Origin of the sequence: Pseudomonas sp. USHLN015 (assembly GCF_037153275.1) — a bacterium.
Lineage (GTDB): Bacteria > Pseudomonadota > Gammaproteobacteria > Pseudomonadales > Pseudomonadaceae > Metapseudomonas > Metapseudomonas tohonis.
This window is the reverse complement of sequence record NZ_JBBCKP010000004.1, coordinates 180,594-203,746: the sequence shown is the minus strand read 5'-3', so window position 1 is coordinate 203,746 and position 23,153 is coordinate 180,594. Positions and strand designations below refer to the sequence as shown.

At 68.2% G+C, this 23,153-nt stretch carries 21 protein-coding genes and 2 pseudogenes; 10 read left to right on the top strand and 13 right to left on the bottom strand.

Going from position 1 to position 23,153, the window contains the following annotated elements; genetic code table 11:
• Positions 1-37: 37 nt before the first annotated feature.
• Entirely contained in the window at positions 38-535 is a 498-nt protein-coding gene (gene greB, locus WFQ67_RS09855) for a transcription elongation factor GreB (RefSeq protein ID WP_337056707.1), read from the top strand.
• A gap of 6 nt (positions 536-541) precedes the next feature.
• Here greB and WFQ67_RS09850 read toward each other — a convergent pair whose 3' ends face one another.
• Entirely contained in the window at positions 542-850 is a 309-nt protein-coding gene (locus WFQ67_RS09850) for a class I SAM-dependent methyltransferase (protein WP_111261412.1), read from the bottom strand.
• Positions 851-1,053: 203 nt separating this feature from the next.
• On the opposite strand from WFQ67_RS09850, the gene thpR reads away from it, so the two are divergent.
• The 3 genes from thpR to WFQ67_RS09835 all read left to right on the top strand — a co-directional run bounded on the left by thpR (position 1,054) and on the right by WFQ67_RS09835 (position 3,809).
• A complete protein-coding gene (gene thpR / locus WFQ67_RS09845) occupies positions 1,054-1,599 on the top strand; it encodes an RNA 2',3'-cyclic phosphodiesterase (protein ID WP_213629001.1) in 546 nt (181 codons plus the stop codon).
• A 197-nt stretch (positions 1,600-1,796) separates the two neighbouring features.
• Positions 1,797-2,729, top strand: coding sequence for a triacylglycerol lipase (locus WFQ67_RS09840; RefSeq protein ID WP_173173961.1), 933 nt, complete (start codon positions 1,797-1,799; stop codon positions 2,727-2,729).
• Between the two features lie 48 nt (positions 2,730-2,777).
• A complete protein-coding gene (locus tag WFQ67_RS09835; RefSeq protein WP_337056705.1) occupies positions 2,778-3,809 on the top strand; it encodes a lipase secretion chaperone in 1,032 nt (343 codons plus the stop codon).
• A gap of 47 nt (positions 3,810-3,856) precedes the next feature.
• Here WFQ67_RS09835 and WFQ67_RS09830 read toward each other — a convergent pair whose 3' ends face one another.
• Both WFQ67_RS09830 and WFQ67_RS09825 read right to left on the bottom strand, forming a co-directional pair.
• Positions 3,857-4,291: a DoxX family protein gene (locus WFQ67_RS09830; RefSeq protein WP_173173957.1), complete on the bottom strand. Its 435-nt coding sequence runs from the start codon at positions 4,289-4,291 to the stop codon at positions 3,857-3,859.
• Between the two features lie 110 nt (positions 4,292-4,401).
• The gene (locus tag WFQ67_RS09825) at positions 4,402-5,823 is read right to left on the bottom strand and encodes a transglycosylase SLT domain-containing protein (protein ID WP_213628998.1); all 1,422 of its coding nucleotides are present in this window, start codon (positions 5,821-5,823) and stop codon (positions 4,402-4,404) included.
• A gap of 230 nt (positions 5,824-6,053) precedes the next feature.
• Between WFQ67_RS09825 and WFQ67_RS09820 the strand changes: the two genes are divergently transcribed.
• From WFQ67_RS09820 to WFQ67_RS09800, 5 genes are all read left to right on the top strand, one after another.
• The gene (locus tag WFQ67_RS09820; protein WP_337056704.1) at positions 6,054-6,860 is read left to right on the top strand and encodes a TatD family hydrolase; all 807 of its coding nucleotides are present in this window, start codon (positions 6,054-6,056) and stop codon (positions 6,858-6,860) included.
• A gap of 104 nt (positions 6,861-6,964) precedes the next feature.
• A complete protein-coding gene (locus WFQ67_RS09815; protein WP_213628996.1) occupies positions 6,965-8,446 on the top strand; it encodes a methyl-accepting chemotaxis protein in 1,482 nt (493 codons plus the stop codon).
• Positions 8,447-8,536: 90 nt separating this feature from the next.
• Positions 8,537-8,893: an Mpo1-like protein gene (locus WFQ67_RS09810; protein ID WP_213628995.1), complete on the top strand. Its 357-nt coding sequence runs from the start codon at positions 8,537-8,539 to the stop codon at positions 8,891-8,893.
• A gap of 99 nt (positions 8,894-8,992) precedes the next feature.
• Entirely contained in the window at positions 8,993-9,493 is a 501-nt protein-coding gene (locus WFQ67_RS09805; protein ID WP_337056703.1) for an oxidoreductase, read from the top strand.
• 5 nt (positions 9,494-9,498) lie between these two features.
• On the top strand, positions 9,499-11,073 hold the full coding sequence (locus WFQ67_RS09800; protein WP_337056702.1) for a GGDEF domain-containing protein: 1,575 nt from the start codon (positions 9,499-9,501) through the stop codon (positions 11,071-11,073).
• A gap of 4 nt (positions 11,074-11,077) precedes the next feature.
• On the opposite strand, the gene WFQ67_RS09795 is transcribed toward WFQ67_RS09800, so the two are convergent.
• From WFQ67_RS09795 to WFQ67_RS09755, 10 genes and pseudogenes are all read right to left on the bottom strand, one after another.
• Entirely contained in the window at positions 11,078-11,875 is a 798-nt protein-coding gene (locus WFQ67_RS09795; protein ID WP_213628992.1) for an acyl-CoA thioesterase, read from the bottom strand.
• Positions 11,876-12,211: 336 nt separating this feature from the next.
• Positions 12,212-12,973 carry a CHAD domain-containing protein gene (locus WFQ67_RS09790; protein ID WP_337056701.1) on the bottom strand — a complete coding sequence of 254 codons (762 nt, stop codon included), beginning with the start codon at positions 12,971-12,973 and terminating at the stop codon, positions 12,212-12,214.
• 35 nt (positions 12,974-13,008) lie between these two features.
• Entirely contained in the window at positions 13,009-15,003 is a 1,995-nt protein-coding gene (locus tag WFQ67_RS09785; RefSeq protein ID WP_337056700.1) for a transglutaminase TgpA family protein, read from the bottom strand.
• Positions 15,000-15,959 carry a DUF58 domain-containing protein gene (locus WFQ67_RS09780; protein ID WP_442969582.1) on the bottom strand — a complete coding sequence of 320 codons (960 nt, stop codon included), beginning with the start codon at positions 15,957-15,959 and terminating at the stop codon, positions 15,000-15,002. Before WFQ67_RS09780 ends, WFQ67_RS09785 begins: the two co-directional genes overlap by 4 nt.
• Complete coding sequence (locus WFQ67_RS09775) at positions 15,959-16,876, bottom strand: AAA family ATPase (RefSeq protein WP_337056699.1); 918 nt, start codon at positions 16,874-16,876, stop codon at positions 15,959-15,961. The genes WFQ67_RS09780 and WFQ67_RS09775 overlap by 1 nt, the downstream gene beginning before the upstream one ends.
• Positions 16,877-17,093: 217 nt before the next feature.
• Positions 17,094-17,603: pseudogene (locus WFQ67_RS30365) on the bottom strand (methyl-accepting chemotaxis protein); the annotation flags it as partial.
• 345 nt (positions 17,604-17,948) lie between these two features.
• A pseudogene (locus WFQ67_RS30360) lies at positions 17,949-18,179 on the bottom strand (HAMP domain-containing protein); the annotation flags it as partial.
• 1,090 nt (positions 18,180-19,269) lie between these two features.
• Positions 19,270-19,878 (bottom strand): flavin reductase family protein, encoded by a 609-nt coding sequence (locus tag WFQ67_RS09765; protein ID WP_173173931.1) that lies wholly within the window; start codon positions 19,876-19,878, stop codon positions 19,270-19,272.
• 115 nt (positions 19,879-19,993) lie between these two features.
• Complete coding sequence (locus tag WFQ67_RS09760) at positions 19,994-21,427, bottom strand: MFS transporter (protein WP_337056696.1); 1,434 nt, start codon at positions 21,425-21,427, stop codon at positions 19,994-19,996.
• A 222-nt stretch (positions 21,428-21,649) separates the two neighbouring features.
• Complete coding sequence (locus WFQ67_RS09755; RefSeq protein WP_111261393.1) at positions 21,650-21,928, bottom strand: hypothetical protein; 279 nt, start codon at positions 21,926-21,928, stop codon at positions 21,650-21,652.
• Between the two features lie 201 nt (positions 21,929-22,129).
• Here WFQ67_RS09755 and WFQ67_RS09750 point away from each other — a divergent pair, with 201 nt between their 5' ends.
• Positions 22,130-23,152 carry a patatin-like phospholipase family protein gene (locus tag WFQ67_RS09750; RefSeq protein ID WP_337056695.1) on the top strand — a complete coding sequence of 341 codons (1,023 nt, stop codon included), beginning with the start codon at positions 22,130-22,132 and terminating at the stop codon, positions 23,150-23,152.
• The last annotated feature ends 1 nt before the right edge of the window (position 23,153 follow it).

The window sequence follows — 23,153 nt, the reverse complement described above, 5'->3', positions numbered from 1 at the left end:
GGCCCCTTCCGTCGCGCACAGAGCCGCTGCCCCGAACATGAGTCGCTATCGCCCCCCACGTACCGCCGGTACCCCACTGATCACCCCCGAAGGCGAGGCCCGCCTGCGCGCCGAACTGCACGAGCTGTGGCACGTGAAGCGACCCAAGGTCACCCAGTCGGTGAGCGAGGCCGCCGCCCAGGGCGATCGCTCCGAGAACGCCGAATACACCTACGGCAAGAAGATGCTGCGGGAGATCGACAGCCGCGTGCGCTTCCTCACCAAGCGCCTGGAAAGCCTCAAGGTGGTGAGCGAACGCCCGTCCGACCCGAACAAGGTCTACTTCGGCGCCTGGGTGACCCTCGAGGACGACGACGGCGAGCAATCGCGCTACCGCATCGTCGGCCCGGACGAGCTCGACCTGAAGCAGAACCACATCAGCATCGACTCGCCGCTGGCCCGCGCCCTGGTGGGCAAGACGCTGGACGCCGAAGTGCTGGTGCACACGCCGACCGGCGAGAAGAGCTGGTACGTGGTGGAGATCGAATACCCCTGATGCGCCTCAGCGCAGGGTGATCAGGCCCTGGCGCGAGACCCGCACCAGTTCGCGGACCATCAGCGCAACGTCTTCCCGGGCGGGCGCCTGCACCACGGCCATGTCGAAGCTGTCGGCGGCATAGCGCTGCAAGGACCCGGCATCGACGGCGAACTGGATGAGCAGGTTGCGCGGGCCGGCCCAGCGCTTCGGCCAGCCGTCGAGATAACGCAGCATGGTCGGCTGGTGGGGGCCGCTGAGAAGAACCCTGGGGTTGCGCAATACCGGGCCCGAAGTGATGGGCGCCAGGCGAATGAGCGGTTGGGGACAGGTCATGGTGTCATGTCTCCGCCTCGTTGATCCCGCTGGGCAGCGGTGAGAGGCGACACCGAACCAGCGCTTTAGCGGTATTTCGAGATGGACTCCACCTCCGCGCCCCGCAAGTAGCTGTCTTAAATCGGCGCATGGGGCGGCATCCTAGAGAAGCGCCCGCAATACTGTCAATACGACCAAGACGTCGTCCTGGAGCCTCCGCGACCATGTCCACACCTCCCTTGCGCCTGTTCTTCGCCCTGCCTTGCAGCGAGCCGCTGGCAACGAGCATAGCCCTGTGGCGCGAAGCCGCCTCCTGCGGTGGCAAAGCCGTGGCGAGGCACAACCTGCACCTGACCCTCGCCTTCCTCGGCGAGCAGCCACGAGGCTGCGTCGGCGAACTCGAAAACCTCGCCGCGAGCCTCGTCGGCGAAGCCTTCGAACTGCGTCTCGACCAGCTCCGTTGCTGGCAGAACGGCCTGTTGCACCTCGCCCCCGCACATCCGCCGCAAGCCCTGATGAGCCTCGCCGCCAGCCTCCAGGACAGATTGCGGGGCGCAGGCTTCGCGCTGGAGCGAAGGCCCTTCCACCCACACCTCACGCTCGCGCGCCACTGCACCCACCTGCCGGCCACAGCAGCCCCAACCTTCGATTGGCCTGTGAACCAGTTCACCCTCTTCGCCTCGGAAAACACCGCGTCCGGCGCGCACTACCGCGCCCTCGCGCACTGGCCACTGCTGCCTCGGGACTCAAACGAGCGTTTCACTCAGTAACAGGGAAACGCCCGCGAACATTCGGTGAACGGCTGTAAACAACGGTGAAACCTGCGGCGCAGACGCCATTTCGTGCGAATCCCGGCCCTGGCATGGTTCCTGCCCCAGCCCATCCGCTGATGTACGCGCCCAGGATGGGCGCGGCGGCTTCGCAGGGAGGCACCCACTGCCTGTTCCACCATCACCGAGAGCAACCAATGAACAACAACAAGATCCTGCTCGCCCTCGCCCTTGGAGTCGGTCTCGCCGCCTCCGGCGAAGCCCTTGCCGCCACCGGCTACACGCAGACCAAGTACCCCGTGGTCCTCGCCCACGGCATGCTCGGCTTCGACAGCATCCTCGGCGTCGACTACTGGTACGGCATCCCCTCGGCCCTGCGCCGTGACGGCGCCTCGGTCTACGTGACCGAAGTGAGCCAGTTGAACACCTCCGAAGCCCGTGGCGAGGAGCTGCTGGAACAGGTCGAGGAAATCGTCGCCATCAGCGGCAAACCCAAGGTCAACCTGATCGGCCACAGCCACGGCGGCCCGACCATCCGCTATGTCGCCGGCGTGCGTCCGGACCTGGTCGCCTCCGCCACCAGCGTCGGCGGCCCGCACAAGGGTTCGGCCACCGCCGACTTCCTGCGGCAGATCCCGCCCGGCTCGGCAGGCGAGACGATCGTCGCCGGCATCGTCAACGGCCTCGGCTCGCTGATCAACTTCCTCTCCGGCAGCAGGAGCACCCTGCCGCAGAACGGCCTCGGCTCGCTGGAGTCGCTCAACAGCCAGGGCGCGGCCCGGTTCAACGCCAAGTTCCCCCAGGGCATCCCCACCAGCGCCTGCGGCGAGGGCGCCTACCAGGTCAACGGCGTGCGCTACTACTCCTGGAGCGGCACCAGCCCGCTGACCAATGTGCTCGACGTCAGCGATGCACTGCTCGGCGCCACCTCCCTCACCTTCAAGGGCGAAGCAACCGACGGTCTGGTCGGCCGCTGCAGCTCCCACCTGGGCAAGGTGGTGCGTGACAACTACCGGATGAACCACCTCGACGAGGTCAACCAGACCTTCGGCCTCACCAGCCTGTTCGAGACCGACCCGGTGACCGTCTACCGCCAGCATGCCAACCGCCTGAAGAACGACGGCCTGTAAGCCGCCCCGGCGGGGCCTGCGGGCCCCGCCCCCTGACAAGAGGCCACCGTGAAGAGATTCCTGCTGTCCCTGCCCCTGGTCTTCGCCGGCTGCCTGGCCGCGATCCTCTACCTGCAATCCGCCGCCGACAGCCCGGCGCTGCAGGCTCCCGACAGCCCCCGACAGCCGCTCGTTAATGCCTCCGCAGCCGACGACCCGACACCAGGCCCCAGCGCCGCGCCCGCCCTGCCGGCGCAGCTGCCCGCCCTGCCCGCCTCCTTCGCCGGCACCCAGGTCGACGGCCACTTCCAGCTGGACGCAGCGGGTAACCTGCTGATCACCGAGGACATCCGCCGCATCTTCGATTACTTCCTCAGCGCCATCGGCGAGGAGCCCATCGGCATCTCCATCCAGCGCCTGCGCGGCTACATCACCGCCCAGCTGCAGGAGCCGGCCGAAGGCCAGGCCCTGGCGCTGCTGGAACAGTACCTGGACTACAAGCGGCAGCTGGTGCAGTTGGAGAAGGACCTGCCACAGATGGCCGACCTGGACGCCATGCGCCAGCGCGAAGCCGCGGTGAGCGCCCTGCGCGCCCGCCTGTTCAGCACCGAGGTGCACCAGGTGTTCTTCGCCGGCGAGGAAACCTACAACCGCTTCACCCTGGAGCGCCTGGCCATCGCCCATGACGCCACCCTCGACGATGCCGCCAAGGCTGCCGCCGTCGACCGCCTGCGCCAGGGCCTGCCCGAGGCCCTGCAGGACAGTGTGCTGCCGCAGCTGCAGGCCGAACTCCGCACCCAGACCGCCCAATTGCAGGCACAAGGCGCCACGCCCACCGAGATCCGCCGCCTGCGCCAGCAGTTGGTAGGTGCTGAAGCCACCGAGCGCCTGGAGGCCCTGGACCAGCGTCGCCAGGGCTGGAAGCAGCGGATCGGCGCCTTCCAGGCGGAGAAAGCGCGCATCGAGTCCAACCCCGGGCTCAGCGATGGCGATCGCCGTGCCGCGATCCAGCGCCTGGCCGAAGAGAAGTTCGACGAGCACGAGCGCCAACGCCTGGACGCCGCGCTCGAACTGGCCGCAGCGCGCGCGCAGCAGCCCTGAAACGCAGAAGGCCCGCACATGGCGGGCCTTCTTCGGGTTCGCAGTGGTTACTGGCTGAACCTGCGGTCCAGCGAGAAGCGGCCCGCGCCTTCGATCAGCAAGGTGCCGGAGATCAGGGCGAGGATCAGCGCGTACTCGTAACCACCGTTGGTGATGAAGAACCCGCTGGCCCAGTGCACGCTGAAGATGGCGACCACCATGGCGACGATCAGCGACGCGGCGGCGGGACGTACCAGCAGGCCGATCACCAGGGCCAGGCCACCGAAGAACTCGGCGCTGCCCGCCATCAGGGCCAGCAGGTAGCCGGGCGCCAGGCCGATGCTTTCCATCCACTGGCCGGTGCCTTCCAGGCCGTAGCCGCCGAAGAGACCGAAGAGTTTCTGCGAGCCGTGGGCGGCGAAGGTCAGGCCGGTCACCACGCGCAGCAGGGTGATGCCGATGCCGGCGTTGGTGGAGAGAAGGCGTTTGATCGGATTGCTCATGTCGCGTTTCCTTTCGAGTGAGGAGGTGTTGGTTCAGACGAGAGCAATCTTAGTTGATTTTTTCGATATGAAAACCGCAAAAAACGCAGCATTGAAATCGATAAAATCGATTATTTGCCCCTGCTTGCGACTTTCCTCTGCGGTTCCAGCAGATAACGCTCCCGGTCATAGGCCAGGTAGTACTTGTTCACCGCGCTGACATAGCTCACCACGCCCATGCCCAGTTGCTCGGCGGCGATACGCTCGACCTGGAAGAACCACTGGTTGGGATTGAGCCCGCGGCGCCGCGCCTCCGCACGCAGGCTCTGCACCCGTTGCGGTCCCACGTTGTAGGCGGCCAGGGTGAAGGCCATGCGCTCGCGCTCATTGAGCTGCGAACTGTTGAAGAAGCCCTTGCGCAGCATGGCCAGGTACTTGGCCGAGGCCTGCACGTTGTTCTCCAGCGCATGGATGTTGCCAACCCCGACGGTGCGCGCCGCGCCGGGGGTGATCTGCATCAGCCCGGTGGCACCGCTGGCGCCACGGGCGGCCGGGTTGAGGCTGGATTCCTTGAAGGCCACGGCGGCCAGGTTCAGCCAGTCGAAGGCATGCTGGTCGGCGAAGCGCTGCAGCACCGGGCGCACCTTCTCCAGGCGCTGCCGATCGGCCCGGGCCAGGGGGCTGTGCACCTTGTACAGGCGGCGGTACACACGCTGGAAGGTTGCGTCCTGGTCCGAGGGCGCGTTGTAGCCGGCCAGGAAGCGATCGATGCTGGCGCGCAGCATCGGCGCGTCGCGGCGGACGAACCAGGTCATGTCGCGCTGGTTGTCCAGCACCAGGTGCTTCTCGATACGCAGCTTGGGCATGACCTTGGCCCAACGCTCGGCGATGGGCTGCTCGACAGCGGTCAGCGGGAAGATGCCGGCCTGGACCATCTCCAGCACATCCTCCACCGCCAGGGTCGGATCGACCCATTCGATGACGATCGGCGCCAGCTTGCGTTGCGCCAGTTGCTGGTTGACCCGGCGCAGCGCCTCGGCCGCCGCGCTGCCGGCCGGCAACGCGATGCTGCGGCCGGAAAGCTGCTCCAGGCGCTGGTAGCGGCGATCGCCACTGCGGCTGACCAGCAGCAGCGGCACATGGCGGCGAATGGGCGCGCTGGCGCTGACTTCGCCGCCGCTGCGCGGGTCCACCAGCTCGCCGGGGGCCACCAGATCACCCTCGCCGCGCTGAAGGGCGGCGAGCAGCTGGTCCTTGGCCCTGGGGATGATCTTCACGTCCAGCTCGCGGCCGTCGCGGGCGTTGCGGTTGAGGTACTGCTCGAAGGCGCGGATGCGGTGGTATTCGATGCCGATGGCTTCGCCCTTGACCTCGCCGGAGCTGTTGCGGCTCTGGTTGACCAACACCCGTAGCACGCCACTGCGGCGGATCTGCGCCAGGTCACGCGCCTCGCTCGGCTGCTGCCAGGCTTCCGGCGGGCCGGCCAGGCGCGCTGCAGCCGGGAACGGCGACAGGGCGAGCAGGCACAACAGAAGCAGCAGCGTTCGGGTCATCGAATCTCCGGGATCAGGCCGCAGGAAGCGAGCCGACCGTCTGAGAACGCAGCCCCCGGACGGAGTTCCGGGCGGTGCGAGGGGCGCGGAGAGTGTCACAGCTCGGCCGTCGACACCAGCCAAAACGCTGTAACAACTTCAACAAACAACCATAACTAACTGTATTTATTGAATTTTCTTTAATGAATCGAGCTTTGCTATGCTGCTCCGCTCACGTTCGAGGTAGCACCATGCAACTCATCGACATTGGCGTCAATCTGACCCATTCAAGCTTTGCGGCAGAGCGTGAAGCACTGCTCGAACGCGCCTTCGCCGCAGGCGTGGCGCAACTGGTACTCACCGGCACCAACGTGGCCGATGCCGAAGAAGCACTGGCCCTGGTTCGCCAGCTCGACCCCGAAGGCGGCCGCCTGTTCAGCACGGCCGGCCTGCACCCCCACGAAGCCAGCCAGTGGAATGCCGACAGCGCCCGCCACCTGCGGGCACTGCTGGCCGAACCGGAAGTACGCGCCGTGGGCGAATGCGGCCTGGACTTCAATCGCGACTTCTCCCCGCGCCCGCAGCAGGAGAAGGCCCTGGAGGAACAACTGGCCCTGGCCGTCGAACTGAGCCTGCCGGTATTCCTCCACGAACGCGACGCCGACGAGCGCCTGCTGGCCATCCTGCGGCAATTCCGCGATCGCCTGCCGGCCGCCGTGGTGCACTGCTTCACCGGCGAGAAGCGCGCCCTCTTCGCCTACCTCGATCTCGACCTGCACATCGGCATCACCGGCTGGATCTGCGACGAACGCCGGGGCACCCACCTGCACCCGCTGGTACGTGAAATCCCCTCGGGCCGGCTGATGCTGGAAAGCGACGCTCCCTACCTGCTGCCCCGCAGCCTGCGACCGAAGCCGAAGAGCGGTCGCAACGAGCCGGCGTTCCTGCCCGAGGTGCTCCACGAAGTCGCCCGCCACCGGGGCGAAACGCCCGAGCACCTGGCCCAGCACACCACCGCCTGCGCACGCGCGTTTTTCGGTCTGCCGAACATCGCCTAACCTGTTCCGGTAAAGAGGCCGATTGATACGGATCAACGATCACGTCACAGTGCTGCGAAACAATGCTGGCACCTTGCCAAGCCTTAGAGAAAAAAGAACAGAACATGGGTAACTGGATGCGCGATCTTTCCCTGAAGTACAAGTTCTGGGCGGTCAACGCCGTCGCCTTCGTCACCACGCTGCTGCTGGTGCTGCACGCCATCAGCCTCGAGCGCGATGCCCGCGTCGAGGCTGCCCGCGATGCGGCCGTGGCGCAGGCCGCACTGCTGCGCGCCTGGCCCGCCGGGCAGGCACTGCCTGCCAGCAAGGAGATCGTGCGCTTCGCGGCCGGCAGCGCCCCGCAGCTACAGGGGGTCGACACCAGCGCGCTGACCCGTGCCACCGGTTGGGTCGACCTGGACCACGACGCCCTGTTCGGCAGCGATCCGGTGGTCGGCGCCCAGGTGCAGGACGCCGCCGACGGCCAGCGCATCGCCGTGCTCGCCCATGCGCCGAGCTTCGCCGAGGTGTTCACCTCGCGCATGTTCAACTACGCGGTCACCGTTTTCCTGCTGATGATGGCGCTGCTGGCGTCCTCGCAGTTGCTGATCCGCTTCCTCCTCAGCCACCTCAACACCCTCAAGGACGTGATGCTGCACGTGGAGAAGAGCGGCGACCTGTCCGCCCGCGTACCGCTGGACAGCCGTGACGAGGTGGGCCAGATGGCCAGTGCATTCAACGCCATGCAGGCGGGCTTCCAGCGCGTGGTGGGCACCGTTGCCCAGGTCACCGAGCGCCTCGACGAGGGCGCCGCGCGACTGGCGTCGAGCATGGGCGAGGTGCGCCAGGGCATGCTCGGCCAGCAGAGCGAGACCGACCAGGCCGCCACCGCCATCAACGAGATGTCCGCCACCGTGCATCACATCGCCCAGCACGCCGCCGACACCCGCGACCAGTCGCAGACCGCCGACCAGCTCGCCGGAGCCGGCCAGAGCGTTGTCAGCCGCGTGGGCGAGTCCATCGCCGGGCTCTCCAGCGGCGTGCAGCAGACCGCCGAGATGATCGAGAAGCTGGCCGAGGACAGCCAGAAGATCAGCAGCGTGGTCAGCGTCATTCATGGCATCGCCGAGCAGACCAACCTCCTCGCCCTCAATGCCGCCATCGAGGCCGCCCGCGCCGGCGAGATGGGCCGTGGCTTCGCCGTGGTGGCGGATGAGGTGCGCAACCTGGCCAAGCGCGTACAGGACTCCACCGACGAGATCACCAGCATGATCCTCGCCCTGCAGTCCGGCACCCGCGACGCCGTGGAGTTCATGCAGGAAAGCTCGTTCAAGGCCGACAGCTGCGTGCAACAGGCCCACGAAGCCGGCGAAGCGCTGGCCGCCATCACCGGCGCCGTGGCGCAGATGCGCCAGAGCAACACGCAGATCGCCGTGGCAGCGGAACAGCAGAGCCAGGTCGCCGAGGAGATGACCCGCGCCGTGGTCGGCATCCGCGACGTCACCGAACTCACCGTCAGCCAGACCCTAGGCTCCGCCTCCACCAGCGCCGAACTGGCCAGCCTCGCCAGCGAACTCTCTCGCGCCATCCGCCAGCTCAAGCTCTGAACTGGCTATCCCGCCCATAGACACAACCCATTCGCCGGCCCCTCCAGGGCCGGCCTAGACTTGCCCGCAATCCTCAGAGGAATCCGCACCATGGGCAAACGTCATCCCAACCTCCGCGCCTGGCAGTGGAAGACCTACGCCAGGAACCACCGCAACCCCACCAACCTGGTGCTGCACCTGCTGGCCGTGCCGCTGTTCATCGTCGCCACCCTGGTCTTGCTCGACGGGCTGTTCACCCTGAGCGTCCTGAACATCGCCCTCGGCCTCATCGGACTGGCCGCCTCCCTCGGCCTGCAATCCCACGGACACCGCCTCGAAGCCGAGGAACCGGAGCCGTTCGCCGATCGCAGGGATGCCGTTGGCCGCCTGCTCACCGAACAGTTCGTCACCTTCCCGCGCTTCCTCTTCAGCGGCGCCTGGTGGCGCAACTGGCGGAACCGCCACTGATATCTCTGCCACCAAAGAGCCATTACTTTCGTCGGAAAATACTCAAGCTCGCCAAAGGAATGACGATATGCTGGCACCACGCTGTATGAGGGTCGTCGCATGCCGTCAAAGCGACAGATATTTGGCACCATTTTCCTGGCAGTCACCCTGAGCGCCCTCGCCCGGGGGGAGCAGTCCGCCTACCCCCTGGATATTCCCGCCCTGCGCCTCCACCTGCCCGGTGCCGGTCCCCAGGTGTTCACCCTGCGCGACCTCCAGGCCATGCCCGGCGTCACCCTGCGCGCCCGCGGCCCCAGTGACGATCGGGTCTCCGACTGGCACGGCGTGCCCCTGAGCCGTCTCCTCGAGCGGGCACCAGGTGCGCGGCATCCCACCGAGCTGCACCTGCGGGCACTCAACGACTACTCGGTGGTGATCCCCGCCAGCGACATCGAGCGCTACCAGCCGGTGATCGCCTATTCCCGCGACGGCCAGCCCATGGCAGTGGAAGCCTATGGGCCGCTTTTCCTCATGTACCCCTTCGATACACACGCCGAACTGCGCGTGCAGAAGTACTACAACCGTGCCATCTGGCAACTGAGCGATATCTACATCGAGTAGCGACCATGCCCGACAGTTTTGCCGACAGTATTTCCCTGCCGCGCAAGCGGCTGGTGATGGCGGTCCTCCTGGTTCTCATGCTGGTCATGGCGATCACCGCCGGGGGCTCGCTGTGGCTGGTGGTCAACGAGGCACGGCAGCTCGGCCGACCCGGCTCCCATGGCGAGCTGTGGCAGGTCTATCAGATCCGCAACGGCATGGACCGCCTGTTGGAGGAAGCGCAGCACATCGAACAGGGCCACAGCGGCGCCACGCAACTGGTGGTCCGCCTCGGCGTGCTGCGCAGCCTGTCGCGTCCGGTCGAAGGCCATCGCCTGTTCGACTTCCTGCCCGCCGCGCGCCCGGAAACCACCCGCACACTGCAACGCGTCTCCGAACTCAGCCAGCGCTGGCTGGAACGTGTCGACTGGAACGACCAGGCCTCCGCCCGCGCCACCAGCGCCGAGATCCTCCGTGAGCTGCCGCCATTGCAACGCGCCATGCACGAGGTGATGGTGGCCGCCAACATTTCCCTGGCCAACGAGCTTGATGAAGAGCGCCAGCGTCTTTACGACTATTTCAGCAAGCTCGCCTGGGCCTTGCTTGGGTTGCTGGTGGGTGGCGCCCTGCTGGTGGCCCACCTGATCTACAGCTTCCGTGAGGCCCGTCGGCTGAGCGAGAGCCTGGGCGAGCTCGCCCATACCCTGGAAAGCCGCGTCGAGGCGCGCACCCTCGCCCTCAGCGAAGGCCGCGAACTGCTCAAGCACATCCTCGAAGCCAGCCCCAGCGACGTCGCCCTGATCGGCGCGGAATCGGGCCGTGTGCATTTCGTCAACCAGCGACTGATCGCCCGCCAGGGCCTGCAACGTGGCTCGCAGTTCTCCCTGGACCGGCTGTTCGCCGCCGAGTCCGAAGCCCATCGCTTTCGCGCCGCACTGGAAGAGCGCCGCCAGATCGATGACTGGGAAGCGCTGCTGGGCAAGACCACACCTTACTGGGGCGTGGTGTTCGGTCGAATCGTCGAGCTCGAGGGCGAGCCTGCGCATCTGGTCTGGAGCTACGACATCAGCCTGCGCAAGCGCATGGAGCACGAGCTGCTGACCCTGGCCACCACCGACGGCCTCACCGGCCTAGACAACCGCCGCGCCTTCATGCAGCGCGCCGAGGACATGCTGCGCCAGGCTGAACGCTTCGGCCATCCGTGCTCGGTGCTGATGATGGACATCGACCACTTCAAGTCGGTCAACGACGGCCATGGCCACGCCATCGGCGACGAAGCCCTGCGCGCCGTCGCACGGGTGATGCGTGACTGCCTGCGTGGCGTCGATGTCCTCGGGCGCCTGGGTGGCGAGGAGTTCGCGGCCATCCTGCCGGAGACCGGGGACGGCAAGGCTGCGCTGGTTGCCGAGCGTCTGCGTGCCGGGGTCGAGGCCCTGCGCGTGGACCTCGTCGGGGGTGATGTCCTGCGCCTGACGCTCAGCCTGGGGATCGCCGAGATGCGCTCGGGAGAAACGCTGGAATCCCTACTCGGCCGCGCCGATGCGGCGCTCTATGCCGCCAAGCAGGCCGGACGCAACCGGGTGGAGGTCGCGTCCCTCTGACGCCTCAGCCGAAGACCGTGACCGTCTGCCGGCTCAGCGCCACCAGCTCGCCGGAGGGCGACCACAGGCGTGCCGAGACATGACCGTAGCCATCGCGGGCGTGGTCGATCTCGGCGCGGTACAGGCACCACTCCAGGGTGCCTACGGCCGGTAGGGGCTGCACGAACTCGATGGTCCAGGTCAGCGAGCTGCCCGGTGCCGGGCTGCGCAGGTGCGGCAGCACCGCCGGCGGCCAGGCGTCCACCAGTGCCAGCAGGTGGGCGATTCCGGCGGGCTCGTCCTCGACCTCGCCCCGGAAACGCACCCAGCCGCCCATCTCGCGGGCCGGATTGTTGGTGAACGGCATGCTGCCGATGCCCCAGCGCATGGCCAGGAAACGGGTGAAATCGGGGGTCACGCCACGCAGGAAGGGCAGTTCCTGGCACTCCTCCGCCGGCTTGATCACCGGTGCCGGATCGGCCTGTACATCGATGGCCGACTCACGCGAGGCACCAAAACTGCCTTGCACCACCGCCACCGTCTGGCCGTTCTGCACCGCGCGGCAGAACATCTGGCTCACCGCCCGCCCCTCGCGCAGCACCTCCGCCTCGAAGCTCGCCGGCACCTCGGCCTCCAGCGGGCCGACGAAGGTGATCGCCAGCGACCGCACCGGGCGCCCTTCACTCACCTTGGTGCTCATCGCCTCATAGGCCAGCGCGGCCACCAGGCCGCCGAAACTGGCCCGGCCCTGGGCCCATGCGCTGGGCACCACGACTTCGTCGGGATTGCTGCGAACGGCCTGGATCAATTGGGAAAACTTCATGGTCCACTCACCCGCTGAATTCGAAAGTGGAGGGATGTTAGGGGATTGCCCAGGCGCTAGAAAGCCGACCTTCAAGCGGGTAGCGACAACGGGGAGGGGAAAAATGCCAGGGCATCAGGCGCGCTGATGGCCGCGACTCCCTCCCCGTAGGAGCGAGCTCTGCCCGCGAAACGCCTTGATCCCGCTCTCGACCCAAGCAGGGGTCACCTGCGAGAACAGCCCGTAGGATGGGAAGAGCGAAGCGAATCCCATCAATGAAGAGCCCGCCGAAAGGCAGTGCCAGGAAGGTTCGGCGCATGGGGTTCGCCGGACTGCACCCGACCCACGGGAAAAAGATCAGCCCAGGCTCGCCTGCAGCTTGTCCAGCACCCGATCCGAACGCACCTCGGCTGCGTGCATGGCTACGCGCCAGGCCTTCAACCGAGGAGCGAGGTCGGGCTCCTGCTCTGCGATGAGCAGCCATTGCAGACGGTCATGCCATTTGCCGAGGGCGGCCTGCGCGCCCTTGAGCAGGTGCTGGGCCTTGGCGGAAGCCTCCACCAACTGCGGGTAGGCATCGCCACCGTAGCGCACGCGCTTGATCAGCAGGCGCAGGCGATGGCGGTCGTGATCCGGGTCGGCCAGCGCCCGCTCCAGGCGCTTCCAGTCCCGCGCCAGGTGCTTGCGCACGGTCTTGCGCGGCTTCACCAACAACCCCTCGCGATGGGAGATGCGCAGCAATTGCGGCCAGGCATCCAGCACGCGGAACAACTGCACCAGGGCCGGGTTCGCCAGCAATGCGGCATGGCCTTCGCGCAACCGCTTGCGGCGCGGCTCGGCCAGAGGGGCGAGCCCCTGGCTTTCCAGTTCGACGATCAGCACTTCCAGGTCACGCAGCGGCGTACTCAGTGCCCCGACCTCGCGCGCCGCCTCGTTCAGCACCTGGGCGGCCGGAAGGTCCCGCAGGGGGCGCAGCAGGCTGCGCAGGCGCCGGGTGTTGATGCGCAGGTCGTGCAGGGCCTCGCCATCGGTTCCGGCTTCGAGGCGCTCACGGCAGGACAGCAGCTTGATTTCGAGGGTCAGCACCTGGGCGATCAGGTCGTCGAGCATGGCAGGCATGGAAGGGTCATCCGGGCAGGCGGGCGCGCGTCCGATCAGCGCTCCACGCGGGTAAGGCGCCAGGGCAGCGCCCTGCGCAAGGCCTTCAGCGCCTGCGCGAGCTCTGCCGGTGGCAAAGGCTCGCCAGCATAGCGCAGAGCCTCGTAACGGCGCGCGAATTCCTCGATCGGCCCGGCCTGTGCCGGCAGCGCCCGCGCCGCGCGCGCGGCATAGTCACGCGGGCCCTCGCCCTTGCCCCGCCGCACGCCCTGGCGGCCGAGCGCACGCTCGAATCCCTGGAACAGGCGCAGCTGCGGGTCGCGCTCGCGGCGCCAGGGCTTGAACATGAACAGCGCCACCAGGCCCAGCAGCACGCCACCACCGCCCACCAGCAAGAGCGCGAAGGTACGACCGTCGAGGGCTCCGAACCAGCGCTGCAGCACCTGCATCTGCACCTCGCCCTGGTAGCCCAGGACCCAGCGCTGCCAACCGTAGTTGAGCTGGTCCCAGGCCAGGCGCAACTGGTTCACCCAGCTCACCTGGCGATAGCGCAGCGGCGAGAAGGGCGAGTTCTCGAGGAAGCTCTGCTCCCCTGCCACTGCCTCCTCCAGCCCCTGTTCGATGCGGTTGGGCGCGACCTGGAAGGTCGGGTCGACGCTGCTCCAGCCCTTCTCCGGGGTCCAGTACTCGACCCAGGCGTGGGCATCGAACTGGCGCACCGCCACGTAGTTGCCCGCCGGGTTGATCTCGCCGCCCTGGTAGCCGGCCACGATCCGCGCGGGCACGCCGGCGGAACGCAGCACGAAGGTCATGGCGCCGGCGTAGTGGGCACAGAAGCCGCGGCGGCTGTCGAAGAGGAATTCGTCGACGCTGTTCGCCCCGCCCGGCGGCGGCTTCAGCGTGTAGACGAAGGGCTCGCGATTGAAATGCCGCAGCAGCGCCTGCACCAGGTCCTCCGTCGCCGGGTGTCGCGCCTTGAGCTCGGCGGCCCAGGCGCGGCTGCGCGGGTCCCCCTGTTCCGGCAACTGCAGGGTGCGCCGGCGCACGCGCTCGTCGAGCTGCGGGTCACGCACCGCCTCGGGCCAGGAGGTCACCCGGTACAACAGCGAGCGGTCCACCGGGAGCCGCCGTTGCAGGTGGTAGTCGATCATCTGCCGGGTACCTTCGAGGCTGGTCTCGCCCACGTCCAGGGTGAACAACCAGGACCGCTCGCTGGGCTGCATGACCACGCTGTAGCTCAGCGGTTCGCCGCGCTTTTCCCACTGCGCGGGGGAGTTGAACTGGCTGGCCTCCGATTGCGACCAGCGACGGCCGTCGAAACGCTCCAGGGTCAGCGCACGCCAGTACAACTCGCGGCGCGGCGGCGGCGCGCCCTCGAAGCTGGCGCGGAAGGCCAGCTCGGCGGACTGGCTGAGCTCGGCGATATCGGCGGGCGCCATGCTGTCGGACAGCCCGGTGACGCCCTTGTCGCTGGGCAACGGCAGGGACCACAGCGGCCCCATGCGCGGGAAGAACAGGAACAAAAGCAGCATCAGCGGCAGCGCCTGGGCCAGCAGCGTCGCCGCCAGGCGCAGGGTGGCCAGTGGGCGGGCGGCGAAGGCGCTCTGCTGCAGGCCGATCAACGAGGCCAGCAACGCGGTCACCGGCAGCAGGCTGTAGAGGGCGGCAAGCATACCGTCGTCGAAGAGGTACGCCGTCACCACGGTGAAGAAGCCGAGGAAGACCAGCACCAGCGCATCGCGCCGCGTCCGCATCTCCACCAGCTTGAGAATGAAGGCCGCCACCAGCAGCACCACGCCGGCATCCAGGCCGATCAGGCTGCCCCGGGACAGCAGCACCCCCGCGCCGGCACCGAGCATCATCAGCATCTTGGCCAGGCCGCTGGGGTAGCGGGCGCGCATGCGGAACACCTGTATCCGCCAGCCGGCGCAGACCAGCCACAGGCCGATGATCCAGGGCGGCAGGTGGAAAAGGTGCGGCAGGATCACCAGCACCTGGGCCACCAGCAACCAGGTCAGGGCGATGCGCGGGATCGGCTGCACCGTGCTCATCGCGCCACCCCGTAGAGGGCCAGCGCACGCAGGCAGGCGTCGCGGTGAGGTTCACCGGTGGCCGGGCGCAATTCCTCGCCGCCCAGGCGCAGGCCGAAGGGCTGGCCGCGCTCGGTGAAGGTCAGCACCCAGTGGCAGAGCAGCGAGAGGCGGCTTTCCAGCTCGCCCTCCAGGCCGTCCAGGTCGAGCCACAGGTCGGCCCCGGCGAGGGCGGCGAAATCCTTGACGAACAGGCCCTGGCCCCGGGAATAGGCCTTCCAGTGCAGGCGCCGCCGCGAGTCGCCGGGCTGGTAGGGCTTGAGCCCCTGGTAATCGTCGGCGCCGCGACCGAGCACGCGCACGCCGTCCTCTTCATCATCCCGGCGGCCACCGGCGCCCATCGGCAGGTCGCCGGGCAACGGGCGCGGATAGACCAGCGCCGCCTGGTCGAGGTCCACCCAGCTCCAGGCCACCAGCAGGCCGAGGGGGAAACGGCTTTCCACCCGCAGGCGCCCGGGCCGCAGCCAGCCTCGGCGCTCGGCCGGCAGGTCGACCTCGCAGTCGCAGGAACCGGCGGCGGGCACGTCCTGCGCCTGTAGCTCGGCCGGTGGCCAGCCCAGAGCGATGGCCTGGTGCGGCTGGCGCTCGCTCTCCAGGCGCACCCGGAAGCGCGCACGCTCGCCGACGAACACCGCCGGGGCGCCGGCCGCGCGCAGGGTCATGCCGGCGAGGTTCCGGAAGGTGTGGAGGATGGTCAGGATGAACACCGAGAGCAGCAGGAAGGTCAGGCCGTAGGCCAGGCTGTTCTGGTAGTTGATCGCCGCCAGCAGCATCAGCACCAGGGCGATGCCGAAGGCCAGCCCGGTGCGCGTGGGGATGATGAAGATGCGCCGCTGGTTGAGGCGCACCTCGGCCGCAGGCGGGATCCGCTTCGCCAGCCAGCGGTTCCAGCGCGGCCGCACGCGCTGCTTCAGCATCAGAGCGCCGGGACTTCGCGCAGCAGCCACTGCACCAGGGCGCCGCCACCGTGGCCGGCCGGGTCGGCCTGTTCACGCAGGCGGTGGCCGACCACCGAGGGCAGCACGGCCTGCACGTCTTCCGGGATCGCGTAGTCGCGCCCCGCCAGCAGCGCCCAGGCACGGGCGGCGGCCAGCAACGCAAGGCTGGCCCGTGGCGACAGGCCCCAGGCGAACCGGGTGTGGGAACGGGTCGCCTCCACCAGGCGCAGCACATAGTCCACCAGGGCGTCGCTGACGCGGATCTTCGGCACCTCGGCCTGGATGAGGGCCAGTTCGGCGTGATCCAGCACCGGGTCCAGGCGCGGCAGGATCTCCCGCCGCGCCTCGCCCAGCAGCAACGCCTTCTCCGCCGCGCGGGCCGGGTAGCCCAGCGACAGGCGCATGAGGAAGCGGTCCAGCTGCGACTCCGGCAGGGCGAAGGTGCCGCCCTGGCTCACCGGGTTCTGCGTGGCGATGACGAAGAAGGGCTCGGGCAGCGGCCGGGTCGCCCCCTCGATGGTCACCTGCCCCTCCTCCATGGCTTCGAGCAGCGCACTCTGGCTCTTGGGGGTGGCACGGTTGATCTCGTCGGCCAGCACCAGCTCGGCGAACACCGGGCCGGGGTGGAAGACGAACTGGCCGGTGTCCTTGTCGAACACCGACGTGCCGAGGATGTCGCCGGGCAACAGGTCGGAGGTGAACTGGATGCGCTGGAAGCTCAGCCCCAGCACCCGTGCCAAGGCATGGCTGAGGGTGGTCTTGCCCATGCCGGGCAGGTCTTCGATCAACAGGTGACCGCGGGCCAGCAGGCAGGTCAGCGCCAGGCGCACCTGGGGCTCCTTGCCCAGCACGACCTGGTTCACGGCGTTGAGGCAGGCATCCAGTCTGGTTCGCATCGCAGGCTCCCGAAACAATGGGCCGATGCTACCGGTGGGCACGGGGATGGCAAAGCGCCCTGCAATTTTTGCTGACGAAACCGTGCGCCAGGTCCACCCCGGCGAAACGCTGCGCCAGAGCTGCCGGTACGCCGTCCTGTGGGAGCGAATTTATTCGCGATTGCCAGGCACCCTGCCATTCGCGGTTGAAACCGCTCCCACATCGGCAGCCCCGGGGTCACAAACGGAAATGCCCTGCCATCGCCTGCAGGTCCCGGCCCAGGGAAGCGAGCTGGGTGCTGGAGCTGGCGGTTTCCTCCATGGCCAGCGCGGACTGGTCGGCGATGTCACGGATGCTGGTGACGCTGCGGTTGATCTCCTCGGCCACGGCGCTCTGCTGCTCGGCGGCGGCGGCGATCTGCTGGTTCATCTGGTGGATCACCGACACCGCCTCGGCGATGCCGCTCAGGGCCAGCTCGGTGTGGTTGGCGTCCTGCACCGTCATCTCCACCAGCGTCCCGCTTTCCTGCATGCGCTCGACGGAGCGCCGCACGCCATCGCGCAGGGTGACGACCAGCCGCTCGATCTCGGCGGTGGACTGCTGGGTGCGCTTGGCCAGTGCGCGCACCTCGTCGGCCACCACGGCGAAGCCGCGCCCCTGCTCGCCGGCACGTGCCGCCTCGATGGCGGCGTTGAGGGCCAGCAGGTTGGTCTGCTCGGCCACGCTCTTGATCACGTCCAGCACCGAGCCGATGCTCTGGGTCTCATGGCTCAGTTGCTCGATGCTCTGGGTCGCCGCCTGCATGGCCGTCGCCAGCTGGTTGATCCGCCCCAGGGTCTGGCGCACCACCTCGCTGCCGCTGCTGACCTTGCTGTCCGCGCTCTGCGTCGAGGCGGCGGCCGCTTCGGCGTTGCGCGCCACCTCATGCACCGTGGCGGTCATCTGGCTCATGGCGGTGGCCACCTGGTCGGTCTCCAGCTTCTGGCCGTTGACGCCGACGCGGGTCTGCTCGGTGACCGAGGACAGCGCCTGGGCCGAGGAGGAAATCTGCGCCACCCCGCCCTGCAAGCGCCCGACCATGTCGCGCAGGTTGGCCGACATGCCGCGCATGGCCTCCAGCAACTGGCCCACCTCGTCGCTGCGGTCAACCTCGATCTCGACGCTGAGATCGCCCGCGGATATCTGCCGCGCCACCGCGATCACCCGCTGCAACGGCCGCACGATCAGCAGCGCGATCAGCACCGTGGCCGCCAGGCCGATGAGCAGCGCCAGGGCGCTGGCCGAGAGGATCAGCAGGGAGCTCGCGCGCTGCTGGGCGAGCATCGCCTCCTTCTGCTGCCCGTAGGCCTGGTCGACGGCGCCGACTATCACCTCTGCGGCGCCTACCAGCGCCTGGTACTCCACCTTCTGCTGGCGCAGGTGGCCGGTGTATTCCTTGAGTCGGTCGTTGAACGAATCGATATTGCCGATCACCTCGGTGAGCACTGCGGCGTAGCCCGGGTCCTTCATGCTCTCGCGCAGCTCGCCCGCGAGCTTCTGCGCGTCCAGCGCCTCCTGGATGGCGCTCTCGTCGATATCGCCGCTGCTGCGGCTCTGCTCCAGGCGCACGCGGGCCTGGTTCAACGCCAGCAGCAGGGACTGGTAGACACGGCTGATCTCGCCGCCCTGGGCGACCATCTCGGCGCCTTCCGCGCCCTGGGAACTCTTCAGCAGGTCGACACCGTCCTCGTTGAGGCCCGACTGCAGCACGTCGAGGCTGTTGGAGGCACTGACCACCAGCCAGTTGGCCGCCTCCAGGGACAGGCGCATGTTGTCGGTGAGCTCCACATAGCGGTCGAAGGCCGCGCGGTAGGTGGTCACCGCCTGCTCCACCTGCCCAAGCGTCTGCTGGCTGGCGCCACCGAGGTCGGCTCCCAATGCCTGGCCGTGCTCCTGCAACGCCTGGGTCGCCTGGCGCAGCGCCTCGGCCTGCTTGGCATCGCCGGTAAGCGCGTAGTCCTTCTCGATCAGGCGGATGCGCAGCACCTCGCCCCCCAGCGCGTTGGTGCGCTCCAGCAGGGCGGCGCCGTCGGCCACGCTGCGCAGCGCGGAGAAGCCCGTGGCGGCCACGACCGCCGTGAGCAGCAGCACCACGCCGAACCCCAGGGTCAGCTTCTTCGCCGTACCGAGGCTGGCGATACCACGTTGCAGAACCGATGCCATGGGGACTCCTCCTCGCCGGATGGCCGGCCTCGCCTCACAGGCTGCCGGGACAACAGCGTGAACTTAGGAGCGAGACCATGCTGGCGACAAGCCATAACCCTGCCAGGGGGCGGCCGATTGGAGGTTTTAGCTAAGTCGAGGTCGCTTTCAGAGCGAACGCCAGGGAATCGGCGCCAGAATCATCACCCCAGCGCCCGAAGACGGTGCCCGTTCAGCTCGGGCGCACCAGGTTGAAGGTGTCCCGGGTACGCACATAGGCGCTGCCGCCCAGGCGGCCCACCAGGTCCAGCCGGTGCGGGTCGGCGCGTCCCTGCTCGTTGAGCACCGCATCGTCGATATGGGCCAGCAGCACCTCGGCGAAGATCAGGTGGCAGTTGGGGTTCTCGCGCGGGTAGGGCTGCACCTCCACCAGCCGGCACTCGAAGGCCACCGGCGCGCCCTTGACCCGGGGCGGGGCCACGCGCACGGAAGGCTCGCTGGCGATGCCACAGGCCTCGAACTCGCTGACCTCGCTCGGCAGCTGCGCGGAGCTGGCGTTCATCGCATCGGCGAGCGCATGGGACACCAGCTGGATCACCAGCTCACCGGTTTCCTGCACGTTGCGCAGGGTGTCCTTGAGGCTGCCGTCGGCGCGGTTGTTGACGTTCACCATCAGCGTCGGCGGCGCGTCGCTGATCACCTGGAAGAAACTGAAGGGGGCGAGGTTCAGGGTGCCGTCGGCGGCCTGGCTGGAAACCCAGGCGATGGGGCGTGGAGTGACGGTGGACGCCAGCCAGCGATAGGCGTCCAGCGGGCTGAGGGTGGTGAAATCGAGCTGCATCGGGGGCTCCGGGGAAGCGAGAGGGGGATGGGTGGATTATGCCCCGCGCCCTCCCCCGCGTGGAAAGTCGGCGATCGTCTAACAGGCCGCTGAAACATGGAGACGACGCAGCCTGCTAATCCGCCCGCCCGACCACGCGCCGGACCAGCACTGCGGCCAGCAGCGGTGCCAGGGCGAAGCCTGCGAACAGCCAGGCCGCCGCCGACTGGGCGCCGGCCACGCCCCCCGGCACGCTGAGCCCGGAGGCGTTGGCCACCAGGCCGGCGAGCGCCGCGCCGATGGCCATGCCGTAGAGCTGCACCGTGGTGATCGCGGTGGATGCCGCACTCTCCTCGCCACGCGGCGCCAGCTCCAGCACCCGGGTCAGCAGGTGCGGCCAGCCGATGCCCACGCCCGCGCCCACCGCCGCCAGTGCAACGCCCACCAGCAGGGTACGCAGCGCATAAGCCAGCTCCCCCGCCAGCGGAATCAGCACTGCCAGGGCCAGCAGCCCGACCACGCACAGCACCGGCCCGCCGCGCAGCAGGCGCACCGCCCCCGCGCCGTGGCGTCCGGACGACAGCAGCGACCCCAGGCTCCAGCCACCGGCCATGGCCGCCGTCAAGTAGCCCGCCAGCAGCGGCGTCTGGCCGTGCAGCACCTGGAGGAAATAGGGCACGAAGATCTCGGTGGTGGTCCCCGCCAGCAGCAAGGCCACGCAGGCATAGACGGCGCCCAGCGCGCTGCCCAGCGAAGCGCCACCGGACGGCAGCAGGCGCACGGTCGCGCGACGATCCCAGCCCAGCGCCAGCGCCCCGAGGGCCAGCCCCACGGCCACGCCGAGGGCTTGCAGGGGCAGCTGCGGCGACAGGCTGCCCGCCGCCACCGCCAGGACCGAGGCGGCCAGCAGGCCGATCTGCAGCACCGGGATGCCCGGCAGCGCGTCCGCCTCGGCGTCATCGGTGCGCGGGCGCAACTGGGCCATTACCAGCAGGGCCTGGAACAGGGCCACCGGCAGCAGCGACCAGAAGGCCCAGCGCCAGTGCCCGGCCTCGGCGAACAAGCCCCCCACGGCCGGGCCACAGAGCGTCGCCACGCCCCACATGCCGGACACCAGCGCCACCGCGCGCGGCCACAGCGGCGCTGCGAACACCACGCGGATCAGCGCATAGCTCAGGGCCGCCAGCAGGCCACCGCCCAATCCCTGCACCGCCCGCGCGGCGAGCATCCAGGGCATCGTCTGCGCCGTCGCGCACCCCACCGAGCCCAGGGCGAACAACACCAGCGCCGCCAGGCACGCGCCACGCGGCCCGCCGACGGCGAGCAGGCGCGATGCCAGCGCGGCACCGACGATGGAGGCCACCACGAACAGGGTGGTATTCCACGCGTACCAATCCAGCCCGCCGATCTCGCGCACCACCGACGGCAGCACCGTGGTGACGATGTGCACGTTGATCGCGTGCAGGGCGACACCGCCGGTGAGCGCCACCGCCATCAGGCCGTTGCGCCCGCTGAGCAGTTCGCCCCAACTGGCGGTGGGCTGGGAATCGAGGGAGGCAGTGGTGTCCATCAGGCGTCTCTCCAGGTCATTTACACAAGTAATTACTTGGATATTAGGAGCGAGACGGCAGATTAAACAAGATATTTCTTTGATAATACGGATAGGAAAGGGCTATGCGCGATGCCGGCGGGCACTGAGGCGAGGCACGTTCCACTGCGTCCCCGCGTCCTCAGGCCAGTACGCGCCCACAAAAAAGCCGGGGCATGCCCCGGCCCTTGCCACTCCGGCGCCTCAGCGCCCGGCGCGGGACTCGCGGATGTAGAAACGCGCCTTGTCGGCCTTGGCGGTGCAGCCCTCGAAGCGTTCGAACTGCTGCTCGGTCTTGGCCGCGGTGAGCAGGCCCAGCGCCTTGGAGTAGCTGACGGTGCCGGCGAAGCCTTCGGCCTTGGCCAGGTCGAGTTCTCTCCAGGCCGCGTCGAGCTGGGACCCGCAGCTGTCGCGGTAGGCCGTCTTGCCAGCGCAACCGGCGAGCACCAGCACGATCAAGGGCAGGCTGATCCAGGCTTTCATGGGGGTTCTCCTCGGGATGTGAAATGGCCATGAGTCTAATGGTGGTTGAGACGGTACGGAACAGGAAAAATTCCGCCCAGCGCCCTCCAGGCCAGCTTTTCAAGGGACCGTAGCATTCCCGCCACAAGGAGACGCCCATTCACTTGGCCTCGCCCTTCCCCACAGGTATCGTCTGCCCCTTGTGTAGGAAAAGGTGAAGTCATGAGCAAGCGTGTCGCACTGGTCCTCGGCTCCGGCGGGGCCCGGGGTTATGCCCATATCGGCGTGATCCAGGAAATCGAGGCGCGGGGCTACGAGATCGCCTGCATCGCCGGCTGCTCCATGGGCGCGGTGGTCGGGGGCATCTATGCCGCCGGCAAGCTGGACGAATACCGCGAGTGGACCGAGAGCCTGGACTACCTCGATGTGCTGCGCCTGCTCGACGTCAGCTTCCGCCTGGGCGCCATCCGGGGCGAGAAGGTGTTCGGGCGCATCCGCGAGATCGTCGGCGACATCGATATCGAAGACCTGGCCATCCCCTACACCGCCGTCGCCACCGACCTCACCAACCAGCAGGAAATCTGGTTCCAGGAAGGCTGCCTGCACCAGGCCATGCGCGCCTCGGCGGCCATCCCCAGCCTGTTCACCCCGGTGATGCAGGGCTCGCGCATGCTGGTGGACGGCGGCCTGCTCAACCCGCTGCCCATCGTGCCGGTGGTCTCCAGCCACTGCGACCTGATCATCGCCGTCAACCTCAACTCCACCAACCAGAAGCAGTACCAGCTGCCGGTGATCGAACGACCGCCGGCCTTCAAGGGCCGCATCGACCAGATGATGAGCTCCCTCGGCGAGCGCCTGCCCTTCCGCAAGCGCGGCGTCGACGAGGAACTGCTGCTCGAAGGCGCCACCGCGCCCATCGCCAATCCCTGGGTCGAGGACGCTGCTGCACCCGGCGCCCAGCAGCCGGCCGCGGCCCCGCAGAAGGAAGGCGCGCCGAGCTCGGCCAGCGGCTCGCAGGTGGTCGCCAGCGTCGGCCCGGCCTCGCTGCTGGACCTGGTGAACCAGAGCTTCGAGGTGATGCAGACGTCGCTGGCGCAGTACAAGATCGCCGGCTACCCGCCGGACGTCCTGATCAACGTGCCCAAGCGCGTGTGCCGCTTCTTCGAGTTCTACAAGGCGCCGGAGCTGATCCAGCTGGGCCGCCAGATCGCCCGCGACACCCTGGAGAAGTACGAACAGGACTGAG

Bases quoted from the DNA above. Each gene is read 5' to 3' on its own strand.
- WFQ67_RS09810 (WP_213628995.1), top strand. From the start codon at position 8,537: ATGGGCAAACGTCATCCCAACCTCCGCGCCTGGCAGTGGAAGACCTAC.
- WFQ67_RS09805 (WP_337056703.1), top strand. From the start codon at position 8,993: ATGCCGTCAAAGCGACAGATATTTGGCACCATTTTCCTGGCAGTCACC.
- WFQ67_RS09830 (WP_173173957.1), bottom strand. From the start codon at position 4,291: ATGAGCAATCCGATCAAACGCCTTCTCTCCACCAACGCCGGCATCGGC.
- WFQ67_RS09850 (WP_111261412.1), bottom strand. From the start codon at position 850: ATGACCTGTCCCCAACCGCTCATTCGCCTGGCGCCCATCACTTCGGGC.
- WFQ67_RS09775 (WP_337056699.1), bottom strand. From the start codon at position 16,876: ATGCGAACCAGACTGGATGCCTGCCTCAACGCCGTGAACCAGGTCGTG.
- WFQ67_RS09840 (WP_173173961.1), top strand. From the start codon at position 1,797: ATGAACAACAACAAGATCCTGCTCGCCCTCGCCCTTGGAGTCGGTCTC.
- WFQ67_RS09815 (WP_213628996.1), top strand. From the start codon at position 6,965: ATGGGTAACTGGATGCGCGATCTTTCCCTGAAGTACAAGTTCTGGGCG.
- greB (WP_337056707.1), top strand. From the start codon at position 38: ATGAGTCGCTATCGCCCCCCACGTACCGCCGGTACCCCACTGATCACC.
- WFQ67_RS09750 (WP_337056695.1), top strand. From the start codon at position 22,130: ATGAGCAAGCGTGTCGCACTGGTCCTCGGCTCCGGCGGGGCCCGGGGT.
- WFQ67_RS09795 (WP_213628992.1), bottom strand. From the start codon at position 11,875: ATGAAGTTTTCCCAATTGATCCAGGCCGTTCGCAGCAATCCCGACGAA.
- WFQ67_RS09820 (WP_337056704.1), top strand. From the start codon at position 6,054: ATGCAACTCATCGACATTGGCGTCAATCTGACCCATTCAAGCTTTGCG.
- WFQ67_RS09790 (WP_337056701.1), bottom strand. From the start codon at position 12,973: ATGCCTGCCATGCTCGACGACCTGATCGCCCAGGTGCTGACCCTCGAA.
- WFQ67_RS09760 (WP_337056696.1), bottom strand. From the start codon at position 21,427: ATGGACACCACTGCCTCCCTCGATTCCCAGCCCACCGCCAGTTGGGGC.
- WFQ67_RS09780 (WP_442969582.1), bottom strand. From the start codon at position 15,959: ATGCTGAAGCAGCGCGTGCGGCCGCGCTGGAACCGCTGGCTGGCGAAG.
- WFQ67_RS09825 (WP_213628998.1), bottom strand. From the start codon at position 5,823: ATGACCCGAACGCTGCTGCTTCTGTTGTGCCTGCTCGCCCTGTCGCCG.
- WFQ67_RS09785 (WP_337056700.1), bottom strand. From the start codon at position 15,003: ATGAGCACGGTGCAGCCGATCCCGCGCATCGCCCTGACCTGGTTGCTG.
- WFQ67_RS09755 (WP_111261393.1), bottom strand. From the start codon at position 21,928: ATGAAAGCCTGGATCAGCCTGCCCTTGATCGTGCTGGTGCTCGCCGGT.
- WFQ67_RS09800 (WP_337056702.1), top strand. From the start codon at position 9,499: ATGCCCGACAGTTTTGCCGACAGTATTTCCCTGCCGCGCAAGCGGCTG.
- thpR (WP_213629001.1), top strand. From the start codon at position 1,054: ATGTCCACACCTCCCTTGCGCCTGTTCTTCGCCCTGCCTTGCAGCGAG.
- WFQ67_RS09765 (WP_173173931.1), bottom strand. From the start codon at position 19,878: ATGCAGCTCGATTTCACCACCCTCAGCCCGCTGGACGCCTATCGCTGG.